This is a genomic window from Peribacillus frigoritolerans, assembly GCF_030676415.1.
Lineage (GTDB): Bacteria > Bacillota > Bacilli > Bacillales > DSM-1321 > Peribacillus > Peribacillus frigoritolerans_A.
Map to the genome: position 1 here is coordinate 93,124 of NZ_JAUUTW010000002.1, position 19,655 is coordinate 112,778.

General features: G+C 42.5%; 17 protein-coding genes, 1 pseudogene and 1 other annotated feature. Of the genes and pseudogenes, 17 read left to right on the forward strand and 1 reads right to left on the reverse strand.

All coding sequences use genetic code 11. The features are described 5' to 3' along the window. Nucleotides 1-205: 205 nt before the first annotated feature. From Q8G36_RS02410 to Q8G36_RS02450, 9 genes are all read left to right on the forward strand, one after another. On the forward strand, nucleotides 206-925 hold the full coding sequence (locus Q8G36_RS02410) for a response regulator transcription factor (RefSeq protein ID WP_305158800.1): 720 nt from the start codon (nucleotides 206-208) through the stop codon (nucleotides 923-925). Further along, nucleotides 922-2,700, forward strand: coding sequence for a two-component system histidine kinase PnpS (pnpS, locus tag Q8G36_RS02415; RefSeq protein ID WP_305158801.1), 1,779 nt, complete (start codon nucleotides 922-924; stop codon nucleotides 2,698-2,700). Before Q8G36_RS02410 ends, pnpS begins: the two co-directional genes overlap by 4 nt. Nucleotides 2,701-2,952: 252 nt before the next feature. Further along, nucleotides 2,953-3,987 carry an FtsH protease activity modulator HflK gene (gene hflK / locus Q8G36_RS02420; protein WP_305159028.1) on the forward strand — a complete coding sequence of 345 codons (1,035 nt, stop codon included), beginning with the start codon at nucleotides 2,953-2,955 and terminating at the stop codon, nucleotides 3,985-3,987. Further along, nucleotides 3,984-4,916, forward strand: coding sequence for a protease modulator HflC (gene hflC, locus Q8G36_RS02425; protein ID WP_305158802.1), 933 nt, complete (start codon nucleotides 3,984-3,986; stop codon nucleotides 4,914-4,916). The genes hflK and hflC overlap by 4 nt, the downstream gene beginning before the upstream one ends. 125 nt (nucleotides 4,917-5,041) lie before the next feature. Continuing rightward, nucleotides 5,042-7,666, forward strand: coding sequence for a DNA polymerase I (gene polA / locus Q8G36_RS02430; RefSeq protein ID WP_305158803.1), 2,625 nt, complete (start codon nucleotides 5,042-5,044; stop codon nucleotides 7,664-7,666). Nucleotides 7,667-7,685: 19 nt separating this feature from the next. Beyond that, the gene (gene mutM, locus Q8G36_RS02435) at nucleotides 7,686-8,516 is read left to right on the forward strand and encodes a DNA-formamidopyrimidine glycosylase (protein ID WP_305158804.1); all 831 of its coding nucleotides are present in this window, start codon (nucleotides 7,686-7,688) and stop codon (nucleotides 8,514-8,516) included. A 79-nt stretch (nucleotides 8,517-8,595) separates the two neighbouring features. Then, on the forward strand, nucleotides 8,596-9,228 hold the full coding sequence (gene ytaF, locus Q8G36_RS02440) for a sporulation membrane protein YtaF (protein WP_034309090.1): 633 nt from the start codon (nucleotides 8,596-8,598) through the stop codon (nucleotides 9,226-9,228). A gap of 24 nt (nucleotides 9,229-9,252) precedes the next feature. After that, nucleotides 9,253-9,852 (forward strand): dephospho-CoA kinase, encoded by a 600-nt coding sequence (gene coaE, locus Q8G36_RS02445; protein WP_305158805.1) that lies wholly within the window; start codon nucleotides 9,253-9,255, stop codon nucleotides 9,850-9,852. A 174-nt stretch (nucleotides 9,853-10,026) separates the two neighbouring features. Further along, nucleotides 10,027-11,064 carry a glyceraldehyde-3-phosphate dehydrogenase gene (locus Q8G36_RS02450; protein ID WP_251429218.1) on the forward strand — a complete coding sequence of 346 codons (1,038 nt, stop codon included), beginning with the start codon at nucleotides 10,027-10,029 and terminating at the stop codon, nucleotides 11,062-11,064. A 144-nt stretch (nucleotides 11,065-11,208) separates the two neighbouring features. On the opposite strand, the pseudogene Q8G36_RS02455 reads toward Q8G36_RS02450, so the two are convergent. Continuing rightward, nucleotides 11,209-11,459 (reverse strand): annotated as a pseudogene (locus Q8G36_RS02455) (IS5/IS1182 family transposase); the annotation flags it as partial. A 584-nt stretch (nucleotides 11,460-12,043) separates the two neighbouring features. Between Q8G36_RS02455 and speD the strand changes: the two are divergent. From speD to Q8G36_RS02495, 8 genes are all read left to right on the forward strand, one after another. Next, nucleotides 12,044-12,424, forward strand: a complete 381-nt coding sequence (gene speD / locus Q8G36_RS02460; protein WP_034311443.1) for an adenosylmethionine decarboxylase — start codon at nucleotides 12,044-12,046, stop codon at nucleotides 12,422-12,424. Between the two features lie 269 nt (nucleotides 12,425-12,693). Continuing rightward, nucleotides 12,694-13,155, forward strand: a complete 462-nt coding sequence (gene nrdR, locus Q8G36_RS02465) for a transcriptional regulator NrdR (RefSeq protein ID WP_034309080.1) — start codon at nucleotides 12,694-12,696, stop codon at nucleotides 13,153-13,155. 64 nt (nucleotides 13,156-13,219) lie between these two features. Then, nucleotides 13,220-14,632: a replication initiation and membrane attachment family protein gene (locus tag Q8G36_RS02470; RefSeq protein WP_305158806.1), complete on the forward strand. Its 1,413-nt coding sequence runs from the start codon at nucleotides 13,220-13,222 to the stop codon at nucleotides 14,630-14,632. Beyond that, on the forward strand, nucleotides 14,619-15,557 hold the full coding sequence (gene dnaI, locus Q8G36_RS02475; protein WP_305158807.1) for a primosomal protein DnaI: 939 nt from the start codon (nucleotides 14,619-14,621) through the stop codon (nucleotides 15,555-15,557). The genes Q8G36_RS02470 and dnaI overlap by 14 nt, the downstream gene beginning before the upstream one ends. Nucleotides 15,558-15,679: 122 nt before the next feature. Further along, a complete protein-coding gene (gene ytxC, locus Q8G36_RS02480; protein WP_305158808.1) occupies nucleotides 15,680-16,540 on the forward strand; it encodes a sporulation protein YtxC in 861 nt (286 codons plus the stop codon). 389 nt (nucleotides 16,541-16,929) lie between these two features. Next, complete coding sequence (gene thrS / locus Q8G36_RS02485; RefSeq protein WP_305158809.1) at nucleotides 16,930-18,861, forward strand: threonine--tRNA ligase; 1,932 nt, start codon at nucleotides 16,930-16,932, stop codon at nucleotides 18,859-18,861. A 106-nt stretch (nucleotides 18,862-18,967) separates the two neighbouring features. Further along, nucleotides 18,968-19,138, forward strand: a complete 171-nt coding sequence (locus tag Q8G36_RS02490; RefSeq protein ID WP_170971767.1) for a hypothetical protein — start codon at nucleotides 18,968-18,970, stop codon at nucleotides 19,136-19,138. A 53-nt stretch (nucleotides 19,139-19,191) separates the two neighbouring features. Continuing rightward, nucleotides 19,192-19,323 carry a hypothetical protein gene (locus Q8G36_RS02495; RefSeq protein ID WP_305158811.1) on the forward strand — a complete coding sequence of 44 codons (132 nt, stop codon included), beginning with the start codon at nucleotides 19,192-19,194 and terminating at the stop codon, nucleotides 19,321-19,323. Nucleotides 19,324-19,513: 190 nt separating this feature from the next. Next, nucleotides 19,514-19,650, forward strand: a sequence feature (ribosomal protein L20 leader region). Nucleotides 19,651-19,655: the final 5 nt, after the last annotated feature.

Here is a 19,655-nt window from a genome sequence, read left to right on the forward strand (position 1 = left end):
TTTTTCCAACTCCGGGCAGTTTTTTAATCCGCTTCAAAAGACCGCTGGAACTATCCGGGAACTTATAATCTCCCTGCTGAAGATAGGAATAACTTTCTTTACGTTTTTTTTATGTGTAAATTTCATATAATATTCTTTATAATGGAATTGGATGAGTAGACCAAGAAATTGGTTTTTTGGGTAATACATAATTCAGGAGGATCTAATGTCAAAGAAAATTCTCGTAGTGGATGATGAACAATCAATAGTTACCTTACTTCAGTACAATTTAGAACAAGCAGGCTATTCGGTAATCACAGCTTTGGATGGAGAACAAGGGCTGGAGGCTGCCGTGGATATACGCCCCGATTTAGTGGTATTGGATTTGATGCTGCCTAAAATGGACGGGCTTGAAGTATGTAAGCAGCTTCGCCAGCAAAAAATCAATATACCGATCTTGATGCTGACAGCTAAGGACGATGAATTTGACAAGGTGCTGGGACTTGAACTAGGGGCGGATGATTACTTGACCAAGCCTTTTAGTCCTAGGGAGGTAGTGGCCCGGATTAAAGCCATTTTAAGAAGATCCCAGTTTCAAACGGACGGCAGTGAGTCAAATCAGGATCAGGAAGATGGTCTCTTGAAATTAGGGGAATTGAAAGTGTTCCCGGAACGATACGAAGCATTCTTTGATGAACAGCAATTAGAATTGACTCCAAAGGAATTTGAATTACTTTTATACTTGGCGAAGAATAAAGGAAGGGTGCTGACTAGGGATCAACTGCTCAGTGCGGTATGGAATTATGATTTCGCCGGAGACTCACGAATCGTCGATGTCCATATTAGCCATCTTCGTGAAAAAATTGAGAAGGATACAAAAAAACCTCTCTATATTAAAACGATAAGGGGCTTGGGGTATAAGCTTGAGGAGCCTAAAAAAGAATGACGACCTATCGTAAAAAGCTCTTATACACCCTCATCACATTGGTGATGGTCGTCCTGATGGCCGTGGGCTTTTTATTAGGACACTTGTTCAAAAGTTATTATATTAAAACGTTCAACGAGCGTATACAGAACGAAACATTTTTCATTTCTACATATATTCAGGAGCATGGCGGGATCGAGTCCTTTTTGGAAAAAGGGAAGACGGCAAAACTGACACCCCTTTTAGATTCGAATTTAACCATTCTCTCCAAGAATGGGGAAATATTATACGATTCGACATCATCCAATGAAATACTTAAAAGCCATGCCAACGTCCTTCGAAAAATAACTTTGGAAAAAGGGCAAAAGCTTGGGGAAGGGTATGAAGTGGTCGAAGGCGAATCGGACCTCCATTATTATTGGAAGACGGTTGAAAAGGATGGCGAGATTGAAGGCTTTGTCGTTCATAGCAATGAAATAGAGGCCATCAATCAAGTGAATAAACAAATGTGGCAAATATTGATCATTTGTTTAGGCGTCGCCCTGATCATCATTCTCATGCTTGCGAGTAAAATCACATCATATTATACCCGTCCGATCGAGGAAGCGACGATGGCAGCCATTGAACTGGCAAAAGGGAATTATGGAACCCGGACATTCGGGCGGCATTCAGATGAAACGGGAATGCTGACAACTTCCTTGAACATATTGGCGAGGAATCTTCAGGAAACAGAGGTAGCGAGGGAAATGAATCAGGATCGTTTGGAAACACTTGTTGAAAATATCGGTAGTGGTGTCTTGCTGATAGACAGTAAAGGGTATACCACCTTAATCAACCGTGAATTCAAGAAAAGTTTCCATGTGAACGCCGCTACGTTTTTGTTTCAGGAATATTACTCGGTCATTAAAGATCAGGAAGTGATTGCCATCATCGAAGAGATCTTTCGAACGGAAAAAACGATAAAACGCCAGGTGAAGATACCGCTTGCCATCGAACGTAAGCATTTTGAGATTTACGGGGCTCCAATCATCGGGAATCATGATGAATGGAAGGGGATCCTCCTCATTTTCCATGATATCACCGAATTGAAAAGGCTCGAGCAGATGCGGAAGGATTTCGTGGCTAATGTGTCCCATGAATTGAGGACCCCGATCACTTCTATTAAAGGCTTTTCTGAAACATTGTTAGATGGCGCCTTAAAAGACGAAAAGACCTTAAAGCACTTTTTATCGATTATCCTGAAAGAAAGTGATCGGCTGCAAGAACTTATTCAGGAGCTTCTGAATTTATCCAAAATGGAGCAACAGGAATTCGTTTTAAACGCAGGGGTCGTGGATATTACGAAAGTTCTTGGCGAAATACAAGAGATGCTTATAGGCAAGCTGAAGGAAAAAGAAGTATCCCTTGAAATTAAAACATCACCGGAACCAGTATTCATTGAAGGGGAATCTGACAGGATCAAACAGGTTTTCATCAATTTGATTACGAACGCATTGACCTATACACCAAATGGCGGGAGGGTCACCGTTGATATCATTGAAAATGAACAGACGGTCGATATTGCGGTTCAAGACAGCGGGATCGGCATCGAAGAAAAAGAACTGCCGAGGATCTTTGAACGGTTTTACCGGATCGATAAGGCGAGGAGCCGCGATTCAGGAGGAACGGGCATTGGACTGGCAATCGTCAAGCATATAATAGAAGTCCATAAAGGTAAAATCAATGTGGAAAGCACACCTGGAACCGGGACAACTTTTACAGTCACTTTAAATAAAAGCTTAAAAGGAAAAATGTAGCGGGTTTCTTATTTACATGTCCTTTACAATTCCTTAAAACGGACTTCATAATGCAGGGGTACAATGGTTGTACAACCCCTCATCCAAGGAGTTAAACATTGACAGAGACATAGTCTCTGTCTTTTAATTTTGGCTATATTCCCCGGGAACCATTCCTCTATCCTATTTTTCTAGGAAAATATTTGATTTTCATGAAACTTTAGGCCCTTTCTTGCGTAAATAAGATATAACTGCAAAAAAGGGGTGATACATATCGTTAGCTTAAAAAGGATATATAAAATCACAGGACTTGTCTTTCTTATTTTAATTTTAGGTGTAGTTGCGATATCTACCTGGTACACGGTTGATGAATCCGATCAAGCTGTCATAATGACGTTTGGTAAAGTGGAGCAGACGATAACGGAACCAGGACTTCACTTTAAACTGCCTTGGCCCATTCAAACGGTCGAGAAATTATCCAAAGAAACATTCAGTCTTAAATTTGGATATAAGGAAGAGGATGGAGAGGTGACGGATTACCCGAGTGAGACGAAAATGATTACGGGTGATGAAAATATTGTGCTGGCCGACCTAGTGGTTCAGTGGAAAATCACCGACCCTCCAAAATATCTATACAATGCAGATGATCCAGAAAAAATATTATACGATACGACTTCAGCTGCATTACGGAGCATTATCGGCAGCACGAAAATCGATGATGCCCTTACATCTGGTAAAGCGCAAATCGAAGCGGATGTACGCGATTTATTGTCACAGCTAATGGAGAAATATGATGTGGGGATTTCCATATCTGCGGTTAAACTCCAGGACGTGGAGTTACCGAATGAAGAAGTGCGGAAAGCATTTACCAATGTAACGGATGCCCGGGAAACGGCGAATACGAAAATCAACGAAGCGGATAAATATGAAAATAAGCGTATGAATGAAGCGGAAGGGGAAAAAGATGCCCTCATTTCAAAGGCTAATGGGGATAAAGCTGCCCGTACGGAAGCTGCCCGCGGGGATGTAGCGGTCTTTGAAAAATTACTCAGTGAGTATAAGGGCAATAAGGGAATTACGAAGGACCGCCTTATTATCGAGACCCTTGAGGAAGTATTGCCGAATGCAGAGATTTATATTATGAATGATGATGGAAACACAATGAAGTACTTGCCGCTTCGCTCGCTTGAAAAGGAGGAAACGAAAAAAACTCCTGCCCCTAATGAAGCCACTATACCTGAAGAAGAAACGAAAAAAGGGAATGCATCGGAAGAAAAAGCGACAGGGGAAGGGGGCACTAAACAATGAGCGGAAAAATAATAGATTTCTCTGAGTTGAAAAAAGGGGATTTTCATTGGAGGGGCTATGTGAGAATCGGCATTTTCCTGATTATTTTCATCGCGTTGCTGCTAATCATCTTCACCAATGTATATATCGTCAAAGAGGGCGAATACAAAGTCGTCCGCCAATTCGGTGAGGTGGTAAGGATCGATAAGACTCCGGGATTGAAGGCGAAGGTGCCATTCATTCAGAGTATCATGACCTTGCCGAAGTATCAGATGACTTCTGATGTCTCCGAAGCGGAAATCAATACGAAAGATAAAAAGCGGATGCTGATCGATAACTATGCAGTTTGGAGAATAGAAGATCCGAAGAAATTGATTACAAATGCAAGGACACTTGAGAATGCCGAAACGAAAATGGAAGAGTTCATCTATTCGGCAGTTCGTTCTGAGCTGGGCCAGCTGAATTATGATGAGATCATCAATGATGAGAAGTCATCCAGGGGAAGTTTAAACGACCGGATAACCGAAAAAGTCAATGATCTGCTGCAAAAGGACAATTATGGAATCAGCTTGACGGATGTCCGGATAAAGCGGACTGACCTGCCCGCCGAAAACGAAGCATCCGTCTTCAGGAGGATGATTTCCGAGCGGGAATCGAAAGCGCAAGAATACCTATCCAAAGGTGATGCGAAGAAAAACCGTATCATTGCGGATACTGATCGGAAAGTGAAAGAATTGCTCTCTACAGCAGAGGCTGATGCAGAAGTGATCAGGGCTGAAGGAGAAGGGGAAGCAGCGAAAATCTATAATGAGTCGTTTTCCAAAGACCCCGAATTCTATAAACTATACCGGACTCTTGAATCCTACAAAAAAACGATTGGAGATCAAACGGTCATCGTTCTGCCTTCGGATTCCCCTTATGCCAGCTTGTTAATGGGAAATACTAAATAACCTTGATGCCGTCATTTTTCTTTCCGCTTCTACTCATGGTAGAATAGAGAAAGAAAATGAACGGCTTTTTGCGTTTTTATATAGAAGCTATATACATAAACTTGTATGACTGGAGGAAGACGGATTTGGATAAAAAGTTAGTACTCATAGATGGAAACAGCATTGCATACCGTGCATTTTTTGCGCTTCCGCTCTTGAATAATGATAAGGGGGTCCATACGAATTCCGTGTACGGATTCACCATGATGCTCAACCGCATTCTTGAAGAGGAAAAGCCAACGCACATACTTGTGGCATTCGATGCGGGGAAGACGACATTCAGGCATGCATCATTTAAAGAATATAAGGGTGGGCGCCAAAAAACGCCGCCAGAATTATCCGAGCAATTCCCTTTCATTCGCGAGCTGCTTGATTGTTTTCAAATTAAAAGGTATGAACTGGAGAACTACGAAGCCGATGATATTATCGGTACGCTGTCTTTACAAGCGGAAAAAGATGGTTTTGAAGTGAAGGTCATTTCCGGTGATAAGGATTTAACACAATTATCCTCCCCTAGTACGACGGTTTCCATCACGAAAAAGGGGATTACTGAAATTGAGGAATACACTCCAAAGCATATACATGAAAAATACGGTCTATCCCCCATGCAAATCATTGATTTAAAAGGGCTGATGGGAGATGCGTCCGACAATATTCCCGGTATTCCGGGTGTTGGTGAAAAGACTGCCCTTAAATTATTGCATCAATTTGAAACGGTTGAAAACCTTCTGCAGTCGATTGATGAGGTAAGCGGACAAAAATTGAAAGAAAAAATAGAAGAACATAAAGAGCTGGCCCTATTAAGCAAAGAGCTGGCTACAATAACGAGGGAAGCGCCGCTTGAGGTTTCCGTAAACGAGACCGAGTACACTGGCATGGATCAGGATCGAGTCATCTCGTTCTATAAAGAGCTTGGCTTTTCGACTTTGCTCGATAAATTGGATGTAACGGAAAGTGCACCGCTTGAACAGGAGAAGATAGAGGTGCATACTGCTGAAATGACAGAAGGAATGTTTGCAGATGAAAGTGCCTTGTATGTTGAAATTTTAGAAGATAATTATCATCGTGCCGATATAATAGGGATCGCCATCAGTAATGAACAAGGTCATTTTTACTTCAATGGAGATGATGCTCTGAGTTCCGGGGCATTTAAATCCTGGGCAGAGGATGAAACAAAAAAGAAAACGGTTTTCGACGCGAAGCGTACGGTTGTGGCACTGCGTCATCGAGGAGTCGAAATAAAAGGCATCGATTTTGATGTATTTTTGGCATCCTATATCCTGGATCCGGCAGAGTCAGTGGACGAAGTGGCAGAAATCACGAAAACTCAGGGTACTATCCGTCTTGAAACTGATGATGTTTTTTATGGAAAAGGTGCAAAACGCAAAATACCTGAGGAAGCGGAATTGAGGGAGCATATCGCCAGAAAATCGAAGGCGATCCTTTCTCTGAAAGAACCGATGATTGATAAGTTGCAAGAGTTCGAGCAATTTCACCTATTTACGGAACTGGAGCTGCCACTGTCGATCATCCTGGCCAATATGGAATGGCAGGGAATCAAGGTGGATATCGGCCGACTGAAAAACATGGGACAGGAATTAGCCATTCGCTTAAGAAATATCGAAGCGCGAATTTTTGATTTGGCTGGAGAGGCGTTCAATATCAATTCACCTAAACAGCTTGGGGCCATCCTGTTTGAAAAGTTGGAGCTTCCGGTCATGAAGAAAACCAAAACAGGTTATTCAACTTCAGCGGATGTGCTGGAAAAACTGGAGAGCAAGCATGATATTGTTAAGGAAATACTGCTGTATCGCCAGCTTGGTAAGCTGCAATCCACTTATATTGAAGGGTTGCTTAAAGTGGTCAATGGCAAAACGGACAAGGTACACACCCGGTTCAACCAAGCATTGACCCAGACCGGCCGGTTAAGTTCTACAGATCCCAATCTTCAGAATATCCCGATCAGACTGGAAGAAGGCAGGAAAATCAGGCAGGCCTTCATTCCTTCCGAAAAGGATTGGATCATTTTTGCTGCCGACTACTCCCAAATCGAATTACGGGTCCTGGCGCATATCGCCAATGACAGCGGATTGGTGGAAGCATTTCAGGCCGGGATGGACATCCATACAAGGACAGCTATGGATGTATTCCATGTATCGGCAGAGCAAGTCACTTCGAACATGAGGCGCCATGCCAAAGCGGTCAACTTCGGAATCGTTTATGGTATAAGCGACTACGGGCTATCGCAAAGTCTTGGCATCACGAGAAAAGAAGCTGGAGAGTTCATCGAGAAGTATTTAAGAAGCTTTCCTGGTGTTCAGGAATATATGGAAGAAAGCATACATGAGGCCCGGCAAAAAGGGTATAGCACGACTCTGATGCAAAGAAGGCGCTATATACCTGAGATAACTAGCAGGAATTTCAACATCAGGAGCTTTGCCGAACGGACAGCGATGAACACGCCGATTCAAGGCAGTGCCGCGGATATCATCAAGCTTGCCATGATAAACATGAATAAGCGCCTGAAAAGGGAAGGTCTTAAAACGAGAATGCTTCTTCAGGTGCATGATGAATTGATTTTTGAAACTCCTCCTGAGGAACTCGAAATCCTTAAAGTGATCGTTCCGGAGGAAATGGAAAATGCCATTGAATTGAACGTGCCCCTTAAAGTGGATTATGCTTTCGGGCCAACATGGTTTGATGCCAAATAATAAAAGATAGGTGATTGCAATGCCAGAACTTCCAGAAGTGGAAACAGTCAGAAGAACGTTAGAGCAGCTCGTAATCGGAAAAGAGATCAAGGAAGTGTCCGTCTTCTGGCCAAAGATCATTAAAGCGCCTGAACCTGTCGAACAGTTTCAGGATGCTTTAAGGGGGCAGACGATTTCCGGAATAGGCCGACGGGGCAAGTTCCTTATTTTCACCTTGGATGATTATTCGCTGGTTTCGCATTTAAGAATGGAGGGGAAATACGGCGTCCATCCAAAAGAAGAGCCGTATGATAAGCATACCCATGTAATCTTCACTTTCACGGATGGCAGTGAACTTAGGTACAGGGATGTCCGGAAATTCGGAACGATGCATCTATTTGCCAAAGGGGAAGAATTTGAGCGGTTGCCCCTGCTGCATTTAGGGCCTGAACCGTTGTCTGAAGATTTTACTGTCGAGGGGCTTAGTGCGAAGTTGGCAAGAACCAACAGGAAAATCAAGCCCGTTCTCCTTGATCAAACGGTTGTTGTCGGGATTGGGAATATATATGTAGACGAGTCGTTATTCCGTTCAGGTATCCATCCGGAGAGAATTGCCTCTTCACTCTCATTGCAGGAAATCAAAACGTTGCATGCAGAAATCATTGCGACGTTAGGTGAAGCTGTGGAAAAAGGCGGAAGTACGATTCGTTCATACATTAATTCCCAAGGGCAAATCGGCATGTTTCAGTTGGAACTGAATGTTTATGGACGAAAAGGCGAGAACTGCAAAACATGCGGCACGCCACTTGAGAAACTGGTTGTTGCAGGACGCGGCACACATATTTGCCCGTCATGCCAGCCACTAAATTAGAGAATGTTTTTTCAAACACATCGGATGGGCTCCTTCCATATACTAGGGTAGCGACGAGTAGGGAAGGAGTAATATTCCGATGTGGCTACAAATTATTTTTCTCGCTTTTGCAGTTAGTATTGACGGATTTGGCGTAGGTTTGACATTCGGTATGCGGAAGATGAAAATCCCCTTAAGGTCAATAGCGGTCATCTCATTTTGTTCTGCATTGAGTTTAGGTATAGCGATGGTCATCGGACAATTCATCAGTCAGCTCATATCTATCGGGGCTGCTGAAAAAACGGGTGGCATCATCCTCATTTTTCTTGGTGCCTGGATGGTATACCAGTATTTTAAGCCTGAAAAAGATCTGAAAGATGATAGATATCATGAAAAGATCATCTTTAATTTTGAAATTAAATCACTTGGGGTAGTCATTAATATTTTACAAAAACCATTGAATGCCGATTTTGATAAATCAGGTACGATTACGGGTGTTGAAGCGCTTGTTCTGGGGTTTGCACTTTCGCTGGATGCGTTCGGGGCCGGAGTTGGAGCGGCTATGATCGGCATTTCACCGATTATCCTCGCAGGGTGCATCGCAGTTATGAGTTCGATTTTCATTTGGAGCGGAATTCAAAGCGGGAAATTGCTTTCGAATAATAAAGTTGTCCAGCATTTGACCTTTCTTCCAGGTGTACTATTGATTATCATCGGTTTATTCAAGTTATGATACATGGTTTAAAAGGGGGAGCTTATGGGACAAATCATCGGAATCACCGGAGGCATCGCCAGTGGGAAAAGCAGTGTCAGTCTCTATTTACATGAACTCGGATTCACGATTGTCGATGCAGATCTGGCTTCCCGTGCTGTCGTTGAGCCAGGTGAAGAAGCCTATCATCAAGTTGTGAAGGCATTTGGTGAAGATATCTTATTGCCGGATGGGAATATAGATCGCGTTAAGCTTGGGTCAATCATATTTCATGATCAGGAAAAGAGATTGCTATTGAATGGCATCGTGCACCCTGCCGTCAGGAATTGGATGCGCCTGAAAACGGAAGCGGCACTTTCATTAGGGGAAGAAACGGTGTTCATGGATATTCCGCTCCTATTCGAAAGCAAGCTGACATTCATGGTGGATAAGACGCTTTTGATCTATGTAGATGAGCAAGTTCAATTGAGGCGATTAATGAACAGGAATGGTCTTTCGGAAACGGAAGCACTTGCCAGGATCAATTCGCAAATGCCCTTGGCCGACAAAAAGGCTTTAGCGGATGCCGTCATCGACAATAATGGGGACATTAATGAAACGAAGAGGCAAGTGAAGTCCATACTTAGCGAATGGCATGTCATATAATTATGATAAAAGGAAGAAACCACCCGGTTTCTTCTTTTTATGTTGAAAAAATAAGAACAATCCGCAATTTTATTAGCACAATTCCTTTGAATTATGTTATACTAATTACATACGAAGGGTAATAAGTATAACACTAATGAGTATAACACTAATATTTTCTGGAGGGTCCGAACAATGAATTCAAGAATAGCGATTAACGGATTTGGGAGAATTGGAAGAATGGTTTTCCGAAAAGCCATATTAGATGAGAGTTTGGACATTGTTGCCATTAATGCAAGCTATCCAGCTGAAACTTTAGCACACTTACTAAAATATGATACGATACATGGTAAATTCGACGGTATCATTATAGCGGAAGATGATTCACTAGTAGTGAATGGCCGCCGAGTAAAACTAATTAATAACCGCGATCCAAAGCTATTGCCTTGGAAAGAGATGAACATAGATATTGTAATTGAAGCCACGGGCAAATTCAATGATCGTTCTAAAGCGGCTCTTCATTTAGATGCAGGGGCAAAAAGAGTTATTTTATCAGCGCCGGGTAAAAATGAAGACGTTACCATTGTAATGGGCGTAAATCAGGAAGTGCTGGAAATTGACAAGCATTTCGTCATATCCAATGCATCTTGTACAACCAACTGTCTTGGACCGGTTGCAAAAGTGCTTGATGAAAAATTCGGCATAAACAACGGGTTAATGACAACGATACATTCTTATACAAATGATCAAAATAATATCGATAACCCGCACAAAGACTTAAGACGTGCCCGTGCCGCTGCGGAAAGCATCATTCCTACGACTACAGGAGCTGCAAAAGCCATCTCACTAGTGTTGCCGCAATTAAAAGGCAAGCTTCATGGAATGGCAATCCGCGTACCGACACCTAACGTATCTCTAGTCGATCTTGTTGTGGATTTAAACCGTGATGTCACGATTGATGAAGTGAACCAAGCCTTCATCGATGCTTCAGAAAATGAACTCAAAGGAATTATGGAATTTACGATGGAACCTTTAGTTTCCAGTGATTTCAAAACGAATCCTCATTCTGCAATCATCGATGGTTTGACGACGATGATGATCGGGGACAGGAAAGTGAAAGTCCTTGCATGGTATGATAATGAGTGGGGTTACTCCAACCGGGTAGTGGACCTTGTGAAATTGGTTGGATCCGAGTTGAAAAAAACTTCTGAAGTCGAATTATCAGTAAAATAATGAAAAAATCGAGCCTGCTAAATTTTTTAGCGGGCTATTTTTTTTGTAGTCAAAAAGGTTTCAAAATGGTCACATTCCGAAACCTTTTTAATGTTTATTGGATTTGAAGCAGTTATAGAGAATGGTGGCCCAAGGCATACCATGCTTTTCTTTTGCATCAGCGGCAACTGCTCCCGGTTTTTCCAACTTTCTCAATCATTTGTTCAACCAGAGGCCCTAAGATATGACTATCATGCGTATTTCCGGGTGTTACTATCGTCCCCAACACAAATACATTGCGGTTTGATGCCGCATGAAACGAATAGGCAAACTTGTTTTGTTCGTTCATATTTCACATAGTAGCTACTCTCGGTATCAGTTGAACTGTCCTTAATCTCCTTGGTTTCTTCCTTAAATAGACTGTAGGTAAAAGGAGTTCTATCTTACTGTTAAAACAAAGTTGATTGGAACGGAAGGTACGAGACTCCTGCGGGAAAAGCGCGTCCAAGGGAGACCCCACAGGCGCAATGGCGCCGAGGAGGCTCCCGGGCCGCCCGCGGAAAGCGAGTGCATGGAGTGGAAATCAACGGCCAAATATAAAAAAACCTAAAAAACAGTAGACAAACTCAATTATTATCGAGTTTGCCTACAGTCTGAGCCTGCTACATTTTTTTAGCGGGCTATTTTTAATTCAGTGATTAATCAATTCCTTGCTGCTCTGAGGCGCTGAATAAACCTGATAACAGAATTTGCACCACATTGGAACCTACGCTATATCCCTATTACATATAAAGTTTATCTTTCCAAAAATTCAATTTGGAGTTGCAAAAAAAATTCAAACCATATATACTATGAATCGTGAACTTCTTCAAAAGCGGTTTGCATGATGGCTACTTAAAGGGTTAGGACCTCTTTGGACTAACTTTCCCCCGTGGTAGTTATCAGAACTTATTTTTAAATCATGGTAAGGGGGAAGCTTAATATGGAAACAGCTTACACTATGGAAACAATGGGTAGACATGTCATTTCTGAACTTTGGGGTTGTGACTTTGAAAAACTGAACAATATCGATTTAATTGAAAAGATTTTTGTTGATGCTGCTTTGAAATCTGGTGCAGAGGTACGAGAAGTTGCCTTTCACAAATTTGCTCCACAAGGAGTCAGCGGGGTTGTCATCATTTCTGAATCACACTTAACGATTCACAGTTTTCCAGAACACGGCTATGCGAGCATTGATGTCTATACATGCGGTAACTTGGATCCGAATATTGCGGCAGATTATATTGCAGAAGCTTTGAATGCGCAAACACGTGAAAACATAGAATTACCACGTGGATTAGGTCCTGTACAAATGAAAAAAGCCAATATAAGTGCCCTATAAAAACACGTATACACAGAGATGCCATGGGTGCATCTCTTTTTTAATGCAATGAATCGGCAGCCTGCTTCACTTTATGGAAGAGGATTGCCTTGTAGCACAAAGACCTTAACAACGGTGCTTCAGGGGCAGGACAAAAAGTGCCTGCTGCCAGAAGTTACACTTTTTACTTGTACTGGCCGTTCCTTTTAATATAAGATTAAGATAGAGAAGTAATTCCTTGGGGAACATTTAGATAGGGGAGTCCTACATAAAATACGGAGCTGATAATGATGAAATGCCCATCATGTCAATATAACGGAACAAGAGTGCTCGATTCCAGGCCAGTCGATGAAAGTAAATCGATTCGACGACGCCGTGAATGTGAGGCATGTGGTTTTCGATTCACGACATTTGAAAAGGTGGAGGAAACACCGCTAATTGTAGTGAAAAAGGGCGGGACACGGGAAGAGTTCAGTCGTGATAAAATCCTGCGTGGCTTAATCAGGGCTTGCGAAAAACGTCCGGTTCCCTTGAAAGAACTAGAGCAAATTACCAGTTATGTAGAAAAAGAACTACGCAACCAGGGCATATCGGAAGTGAAAAGCGACAGTGTCGGCGAAATGGTAATGGACAAGCTGGCAGAAGTCGATGAGGTTGCCTATGTAAGGTTCGCATCCGTCTATCGGCAATTTAAAGATATCAATGTCTTTATCGATGAATTGAAAGATTTAATAAATAAAGAAAGAAAGTAGAGCTGAAGATTTACTTTGGCTCTTTTTTCACTACATCTTTTGAAAGGTTTGAATGGAGATGTCAATGCATTGGCAAGAATTGCTCCCAGCGGATTCATATTTGGTCTCATCTGCGGGGCTGCTTCATGATTATGATCGGAAAATACTGACCCGACTATATCAACCTCTTATTGGACCTATCTGCATTAGCCTATATATGACGTTATGGAGTGAGTTAGAGGAAAACAGGCTATGGTCGGAAACCTCCTCACATTATCAATTAATGAATACCATCGGCCTTAAGTTAGGTGATATTTACGAAGCACGCCTTTTACTTGAAGGAATTGGTCTGTTGAATGTATATAAGAAATCGACAAATGAAACGAAGGAATTCATCTATGAGTTAAACCCGCCGCTTTCCCCCCAGCAGTTTTTCACGGATGGAATGCTGAATATTTACTTATACAAAAAAATCGGTAAAGCGCAATTCAACCGGTTAAAGAGATTCTTTTGTGATGACTATATCTTAACCGATCAATATGAAGGTGTGACTAAATCTTTTGCGGAAGTATTCTCATCAGATCATTTGGACTCATTATATGTAACGGATGAAGCGAAAAACGAATGGAAACCGATGCCTGAACAGCAATTCATCGATCGGACGGAAGGCGTCGAGCCATCGGGGTTTGACGAATTATTCGATTTTGACCTTTTATTTGCCGGGATGAAATCCTCGATCGTACCGAAAAAGGCCTTTACTCCGAAAATAAAAAGTACGATTGCCAAACTTGCTTTTTTATATGGCATTGATCCGCTGGAAATGCAAAAACTAGTAATGGATGCCGTTTCATTGGATGATGAGATCGATGAGGAAGTGCTTAGAAAGGCGGCAAGGGACTGGTATCAGATCGAACGGCAGGCCGATATGCCTTCCCTTGTCAATCGGGTGCAGCCGATTCGTGAACGGACACAAAAGGAAGAACCGAAAACACAGGAACAAGAGTTAATCCGTCATTTGGAGACGATTTCTCCAAGGGAGCGGCTGATGCAATTGTCTGGCGGTGCAGAGCCATCAAGCGGTGATTTGAAAGTGGTTGAGGGCGTGATGATCAATCAAAAGCTGAATCCGGGTGTCGTCAATGTCTTGATTGAATATGTCATGCTCAAAACGGATATGAAGTTCACGAAGGGTTATGTGGAAAAGCTGGCAGGCCATTGGGCACGGCTGAAGGTCTCTACGGTCGTCGAGGCGATGGAACTAGCTAAAAATGAACATAGGAAATATCAGGACTGGGCTCAAGGGAGCAGGAATGCTGCGAAGGGCAGCCGGAAAAAGGCGATACGGGAAGAAGTGGTTCCGGAGTGGCTTGAGAAAAAAGAAGAAACACAGCAGGAGCAGAATGCAGATCAGCCTGAATTGAATGCCCAGAAACGCGAGCTTCAGGAGAAATGGAAGCAGTGGAAAGCAGGAGGTGAAATGAACGATGGAAAAGATTAATAGATCCCTTAATAAATTAGCCAATACAAATCAATTTCAACAGCGTTATGAAAAGCTGAAACAGGAGATTTTTGAAGACGAACAAGTGCGGTTATTTTTGAATGCCAACAGTTCGACGGTCACGAAGGAAATGATTGATAAAAATTTGGGGAAGCTTTATGAGTTCACTTCACAAAGCAATAAGTGTGATAAATGTCCAAGCTTGAATGGCTGCATCAATATGATGCAAGGGTATTATCCCAAATTGGTGGTTCAAGGGAAGGCCCTGAACCTGCATTATGAAATCTGCCCGCGGAAATTGGCAGAGGATGAAAAGCGGAAACGGGAAAAATTGATCCGCAGCCTATATGTACCGAAGGATATTTTAAAGGCGACCATTGAGGACTTTACCCAAACGGATAATGAAAACAAACGCTTGGGTGTATTAAGTAAGGCGATGTCGTTCATTATGGAATATGAGCCAGGTAAAAGGCAAAAAGGCTTATATATATATGGGAAATTCGGTGTTGGGAAAACGTACTTATTAGGTGCGATTGCCAATGAACTTGCAGAAAGGCAAATTTCCTCCCTTATTGTCTATGTCCCTGACTACTTGAGGGAACTTAAGGGATCGATAGGTGATAATACAGTCAATGAAAAAATTGAGATGGTGAAAACGGCACCTGTCCTCATGCTGGATGATATTGGAGCGGAGTCCATGACGAGCTGGGGACGCGATGAGGTTTTTGGTCCGATTTTGCAATTTAGGATGTTGGAAAACCTGCCGACGTTTTTCACTTCGAATTTTGACCTGAATGGCCTGGAGAACCACCTAACCTTTTCACAGCGTGGTGAGAAGGAAGAAGTGAAGGCGGCCAGGGTACTGGAAAGAATTCAATATTTAGCGGAGCCGGTCAAGCTGGATGGCGTGAATCGGAGAAGATGAAGAAAAGTGGTCTCTTAATGGAGGTCACTTTTTTCTTCTTTACAAGACCCATCCTACTTCTAAACACGTCCCTATCCCCATATACATGAAAAAAGAAGCAAGGGGGAAGGGGGGATGTCGTAGTGCAAATTTCGTTTCAAAACGATTCAGAGGCATTGAAATTACTGAATTTCGTTTCTGTCCATCCACTGGGGGCAGAATTTCAAGCATACATTCGGTTTCTTCCGCAACAAGGCATGCATGTGGATGTGACGGAGTCTTCAGGTGATAAATGGCTAATTCTGCTTCGTGATGCTTTTCATTCTTTTTTATTGGAAGAAAAGACGCTTCCTGTTCTGGAGCAAATAATAGTCGGTAAATATTTTTATAGGGAACGGGAAGAAATTGAAGCCATCATTGAAATTGCATCATCAATCATCGAGGTGGAAAGAGCCAGGAATCAAGATGTAGCATTCAGTACGGAGAAACGATTGATTGAGGAAGGACTTCAAAGCATCTTGGCTGGAAAGGTATCTTTTTCATTCGATTCTTTTACGACCTTCCGTTTAAAAACATTTCAGCATACTTTGGAAAAGTATGTCGTCAAGGCGATTGATGAATACAAGCTGGAACAGGACTATCAAAATTTCATTGCTACGCTCCGTGATTGCCTTCATGGGCAGGAGTCGAAATTAAGAAAGCTGCACCTGGTCAACCGGGATGGTTTTCATTTCTATGATCAGAAATTCAGCAAACTAGACCGGCCAAAAATCAATAGTATGATCGACAGGAGGCTTCTTGCCAAAAGTTCACTTTTTCTCGATACGGTGATACTCGCCCCGCTTCTATCGATTGCTCCTGAAAACTTGTGCATCTATACCGATGACAAGGAAGAGGGGCTGATCCAGACCATTTCAAGGATTTTCGAAGAACGGGCGACTATCCTGCCACTTTCGTCATTTTCTATGCATTTGAATGATCTTTCATGGAAAAAAGAAAATTAACCTTGATTTTCACCGTATAACAAATTATAATTTCCTACATACTATTAAAAAACTAAAAGTTATGATGAGGACAAGGGTATTCTAGTCGCCGATTACCAGAGAGGGGAGCCAACAGGCTGTAAGCTTCCTATTCGCATGGAACACTTACCACCTTTAAACTTCGGCTCGGAAAGCAGGCATTCTGCGAATATGAGCTGACGGGAAGCTGCCGTTACCAAGTTACAAGTGCCATTTTGCCGTGAAAAGCAAGCTGGAACGAGGGTGGAACCGCGGGTTAATGATATTTATTACTAAGCTCGTCCCTGTTTTATACAGGGGCGGGCTTTTTTGTGTTGTAATGGAATCAAAAACCTGTAATTTGTTCGAACAATAAGAAGGAGTGAAACTCAATGTCAGAATTACTGAAAATATCTTTTCCTGACGGAGCGGTTAAGGAGTTTGCTAAAGGCACAACAACTGAAGACATCGCTGCATCCATCAGTCCTGGTTTAAGGAAGAAATCCATTGCCGGAAAATTCAATGGTGAATTATATGATTTGAAACGTCCGATTGAACAAGATGGTACAATCGAAATCGTCACACAGGACGCAGCGGATGCTCTTGAAGTATTGCGTCACAGTACAGCGCACTTGATGGCACAAGCGATCAAACGTTTGTACAAAAACGCTAAATTCGGCGTAGGGCCAGTCATTGAGGGCGGCTTTTACTATGATATGGATATGGAGGAATCATTGACTCCCGAAGACCTTCCATTGATTGAAAAAGAAATGAAGAAAATCGTCAACGAAAACTTGGAAATTTCCCGCATCGAAGTGAGTCGTGATGAAGCGATTTCCCGTTTTAAAGAAATCGGCGACGAGTATAAATTGGAGTTGATCGATGCGATTCCTGCCGATCAGCAGGTAACGCTTTATGAGCAGGGTGAATTCTTTGACCTTTGCCGTGGAATTCATGTTCCATCAACGGGGAAAATCAAAGAATTCAAGCTATTGAGCATTGCTGGAGCATACTGGAGAGGCGATAGCAAAAACAAAATGCTTCAGCGCATTTACGGTACGGCTTTCTATAAAAAAGAAGATTTAGCCGAGCACCTGCGTTTCCTTGAAGAAGCCAAGGAACGTGACCATCGTAAAATCGGCAAAGAATTGAACTTGTTCATGAGCTCACAGAAAGTGGGGCAAGGGCTGCCGATGTGGTTGCCAAAAGGCGCGACCATCCGCCGGACAATCGAAAGATATATCGTGGACAAGGAAGAACGTTTGGGCTATGACCATGTCTACACACCTGTAATGGGAAGCGTGGACCTTTATAAAACATCTGGACACTGGGATCATTACCAGGACGGCATGTTCCCTGTCATGGAGATGGAAAACGAACAGCTTGTCCTGCGTCCGATGAACTGTCCGCATCACATGATGGTCTATAAAAACAGTATCCACAGCTACCGCGAACTGCCAATCCGGATTGCCGAGCTAGGCTTGATGCACCGCTATGAAATGTCAGGTGCACTTTCAGGCCTTCAGCGTGTACGTGGAATGACATTGAATGATGCGCACATTTTCGTCCGTCCCGACCAAATCAAAGAAGAGTTCAAGCGCGTTGTGAACCTGGTTCTGGAAGTATATAAAGATTTCGATATCAAGGATTATTCATTCCGCCTGTCTTATCGCGATCCTCAGGATACAGAAAAATACTTCGATGATGATGACATGTGGGAAAAAGCACAAAGCATGTTAAAAGGCGCCATGGATGAACTGGGTCTGGATTACTTTGAAGCGGAAGGTGAAGCGGCATTCTACGGTCCTAAGCTTGATGTTCAAGTGCGTACTGCCTTAGGGAAAGATGAAACGCTTTCCACTGTTCAGCTTGATTTCTTGCTTCCTGAACGTTTTGATCTTAATTACGTCGGTGAGGACGGCAAGCAGCACCGTCCGGTTGTTATCCACCGCGGCGTCGTTTCCACAATGGAACGTTTTGTCGCTTACTTGATTGAAGAATACAAGGGGGCATTCCCGACTTGGCTTGCACCTATCCAAGCACAAGTGATCCCGGTCTCACCTGAAGTGCACTTGGATTATGCGAAAGAAGTACAGGAAAAACTTAAAGCGCAAGGCATTCGTGTCGATCTGGATACACGTGACGAGAAAATCGGTTACAAAATCCGTGAAGCGCAAATGCAAAAAATCCCGTACATGCTGGTTGTTGGAGACAATGAAGCCAAAGAAGGCAGCGTGAATGTACGTAAATACGGTGAACAAAAATCCGAAACGATCGCTTTTGAAGATTTCGTTTCAGCGATTAAGGCGGAAGTAAGCCGTTGATAGCAAAAAGAGGGGCACATATAGTTGTGTCCCTCTTTTTCATTAAGGCATGATAAAATGAAACCATCATGTGAAATTATGTACAGCAATGAAAAGGAGGGTCAGCATGAAAAAGAAATTCACCTATCTATTCGGGCCAACATTCCTTGTCATCATCATCTTATTATTATTGGATGGTTATCGGCAATATGCCATTGTCCCGGTCCTGCTTTTTTGGATAGCCTTATTTTCTTGGGACAGCATTGAGAAAAAGAAAAAGGCGAAAGAAAACTCTTAACAATTGATGGCTTCGATCGGTATGGTCCGAAACCAAAGTGGGAGTGGGGAGAAATGGAAATTCGAAAGGCTTCAAGGAAGCAATCACGGACAAACGAAATCCAGCGCCTGGAATTGTCCGTGATTGCAAACAAAGCCCCTGCGCTTTCCTTATATCGAAAGATTGGTTTTGAAAAGAAGGAATAAAGCGGGAATCACTGTTTTTCGATGGTATGTATCATGATGAATATTTTTTGTCCAAATTACTTTAAAAAACGTATTGTCAAATAACTGAATGTCTGATAATATTAATTTTGTTGTAAAAAACGAATAAATTAGCATTTGACAAGTCATCAGTGTTTATGATATATTTCTAAAGTGAATTGAATACGTGTTTGAGGAAAAGAAGAAGCACCCGCTTCTCACCTGGTTGACGCAAACAATGCAGTTAACAGGTCATGATTTGATTATTTGGATCTTTCTGAATGAGTCTATCAGTGTGGGTGCAACATGCATCCACACTTTTTTATTATGATTAT

Bases quoted from the DNA above. Each gene is read 5' to 3' on its own strand.
- Q8G36_RS02410 (WP_305158800.1), top strand. From the start codon at position 206: ATGTCAAAGAAAATTCTCGTAGTGGATGATGAACAATCAATAGTTACC.
- pnpS (WP_305158801.1), top strand. From the start codon at position 922: ATGACGACCTATCGTAAAAAGCTCTTATACACCCTCATCACATTGGTG.
- hflC (WP_305158802.1), top strand. From the start codon at position 3,984: ATGAGCGGAAAAATAATAGATTTCTCTGAGTTGAAAAAAGGGGATTTT.
- mutM (WP_305158804.1), top strand. From the start codon at position 7,686: ATGCCAGAACTTCCAGAAGTGGAAACAGTCAGAAGAACGTTAGAGCAG.
- ytaF (WP_034309090.1), top strand. From the start codon at position 8,596: ATGTGGCTACAAATTATTTTTCTCGCTTTTGCAGTTAGTATTGACGGA.
- coaE (WP_305158805.1), top strand. From the start codon at position 9,253: ATGGGACAAATCATCGGAATCACCGGAGGCATCGCCAGTGGGAAAAGC.
- Q8G36_RS02450 (WP_251429218.1), top strand. From the start codon at position 10,027: ATGAATTCAAGAATAGCGATTAACGGATTTGGGAGAATTGGAAGAATG.
- speD (WP_034311443.1), top strand. From the start codon at position 12,044: ATGGAAACAATGGGTAGACATGTCATTTCTGAACTTTGGGGTTGTGAC.
- nrdR (WP_034309080.1), top strand. From the start codon at position 12,694: ATGAAATGCCCATCATGTCAATATAACGGAACAAGAGTGCTCGATTCC.
- Q8G36_RS02470 (WP_305158806.1), top strand. From the start codon at position 13,220: ATGCATTGGCAAGAATTGCTCCCAGCGGATTCATATTTGGTCTCATCT.
- dnaI (WP_305158807.1), top strand. From the start codon at position 14,619: ATGGAAAAGATTAATAGATCCCTTAATAAATTAGCCAATACAAATCAA.
- thrS (WP_305158809.1), top strand. From the start codon at position 16,930: ATGTCAGAATTACTGAAAATATCTTTTCCTGACGGAGCGGTTAAGGAG.
- Q8G36_RS02490 (WP_170971767.1), top strand. From the start codon at position 18,968: ATGAAAAAGAAATTCACCTATCTATTCGGGCCAACATTCCTTGTCATC.
- Q8G36_RS02495 (WP_305158811.1), top strand. From the start codon at position 19,192: ATGGAAATTCGAAAGGCTTCAAGGAAGCAATCACGGACAAACGAAATC.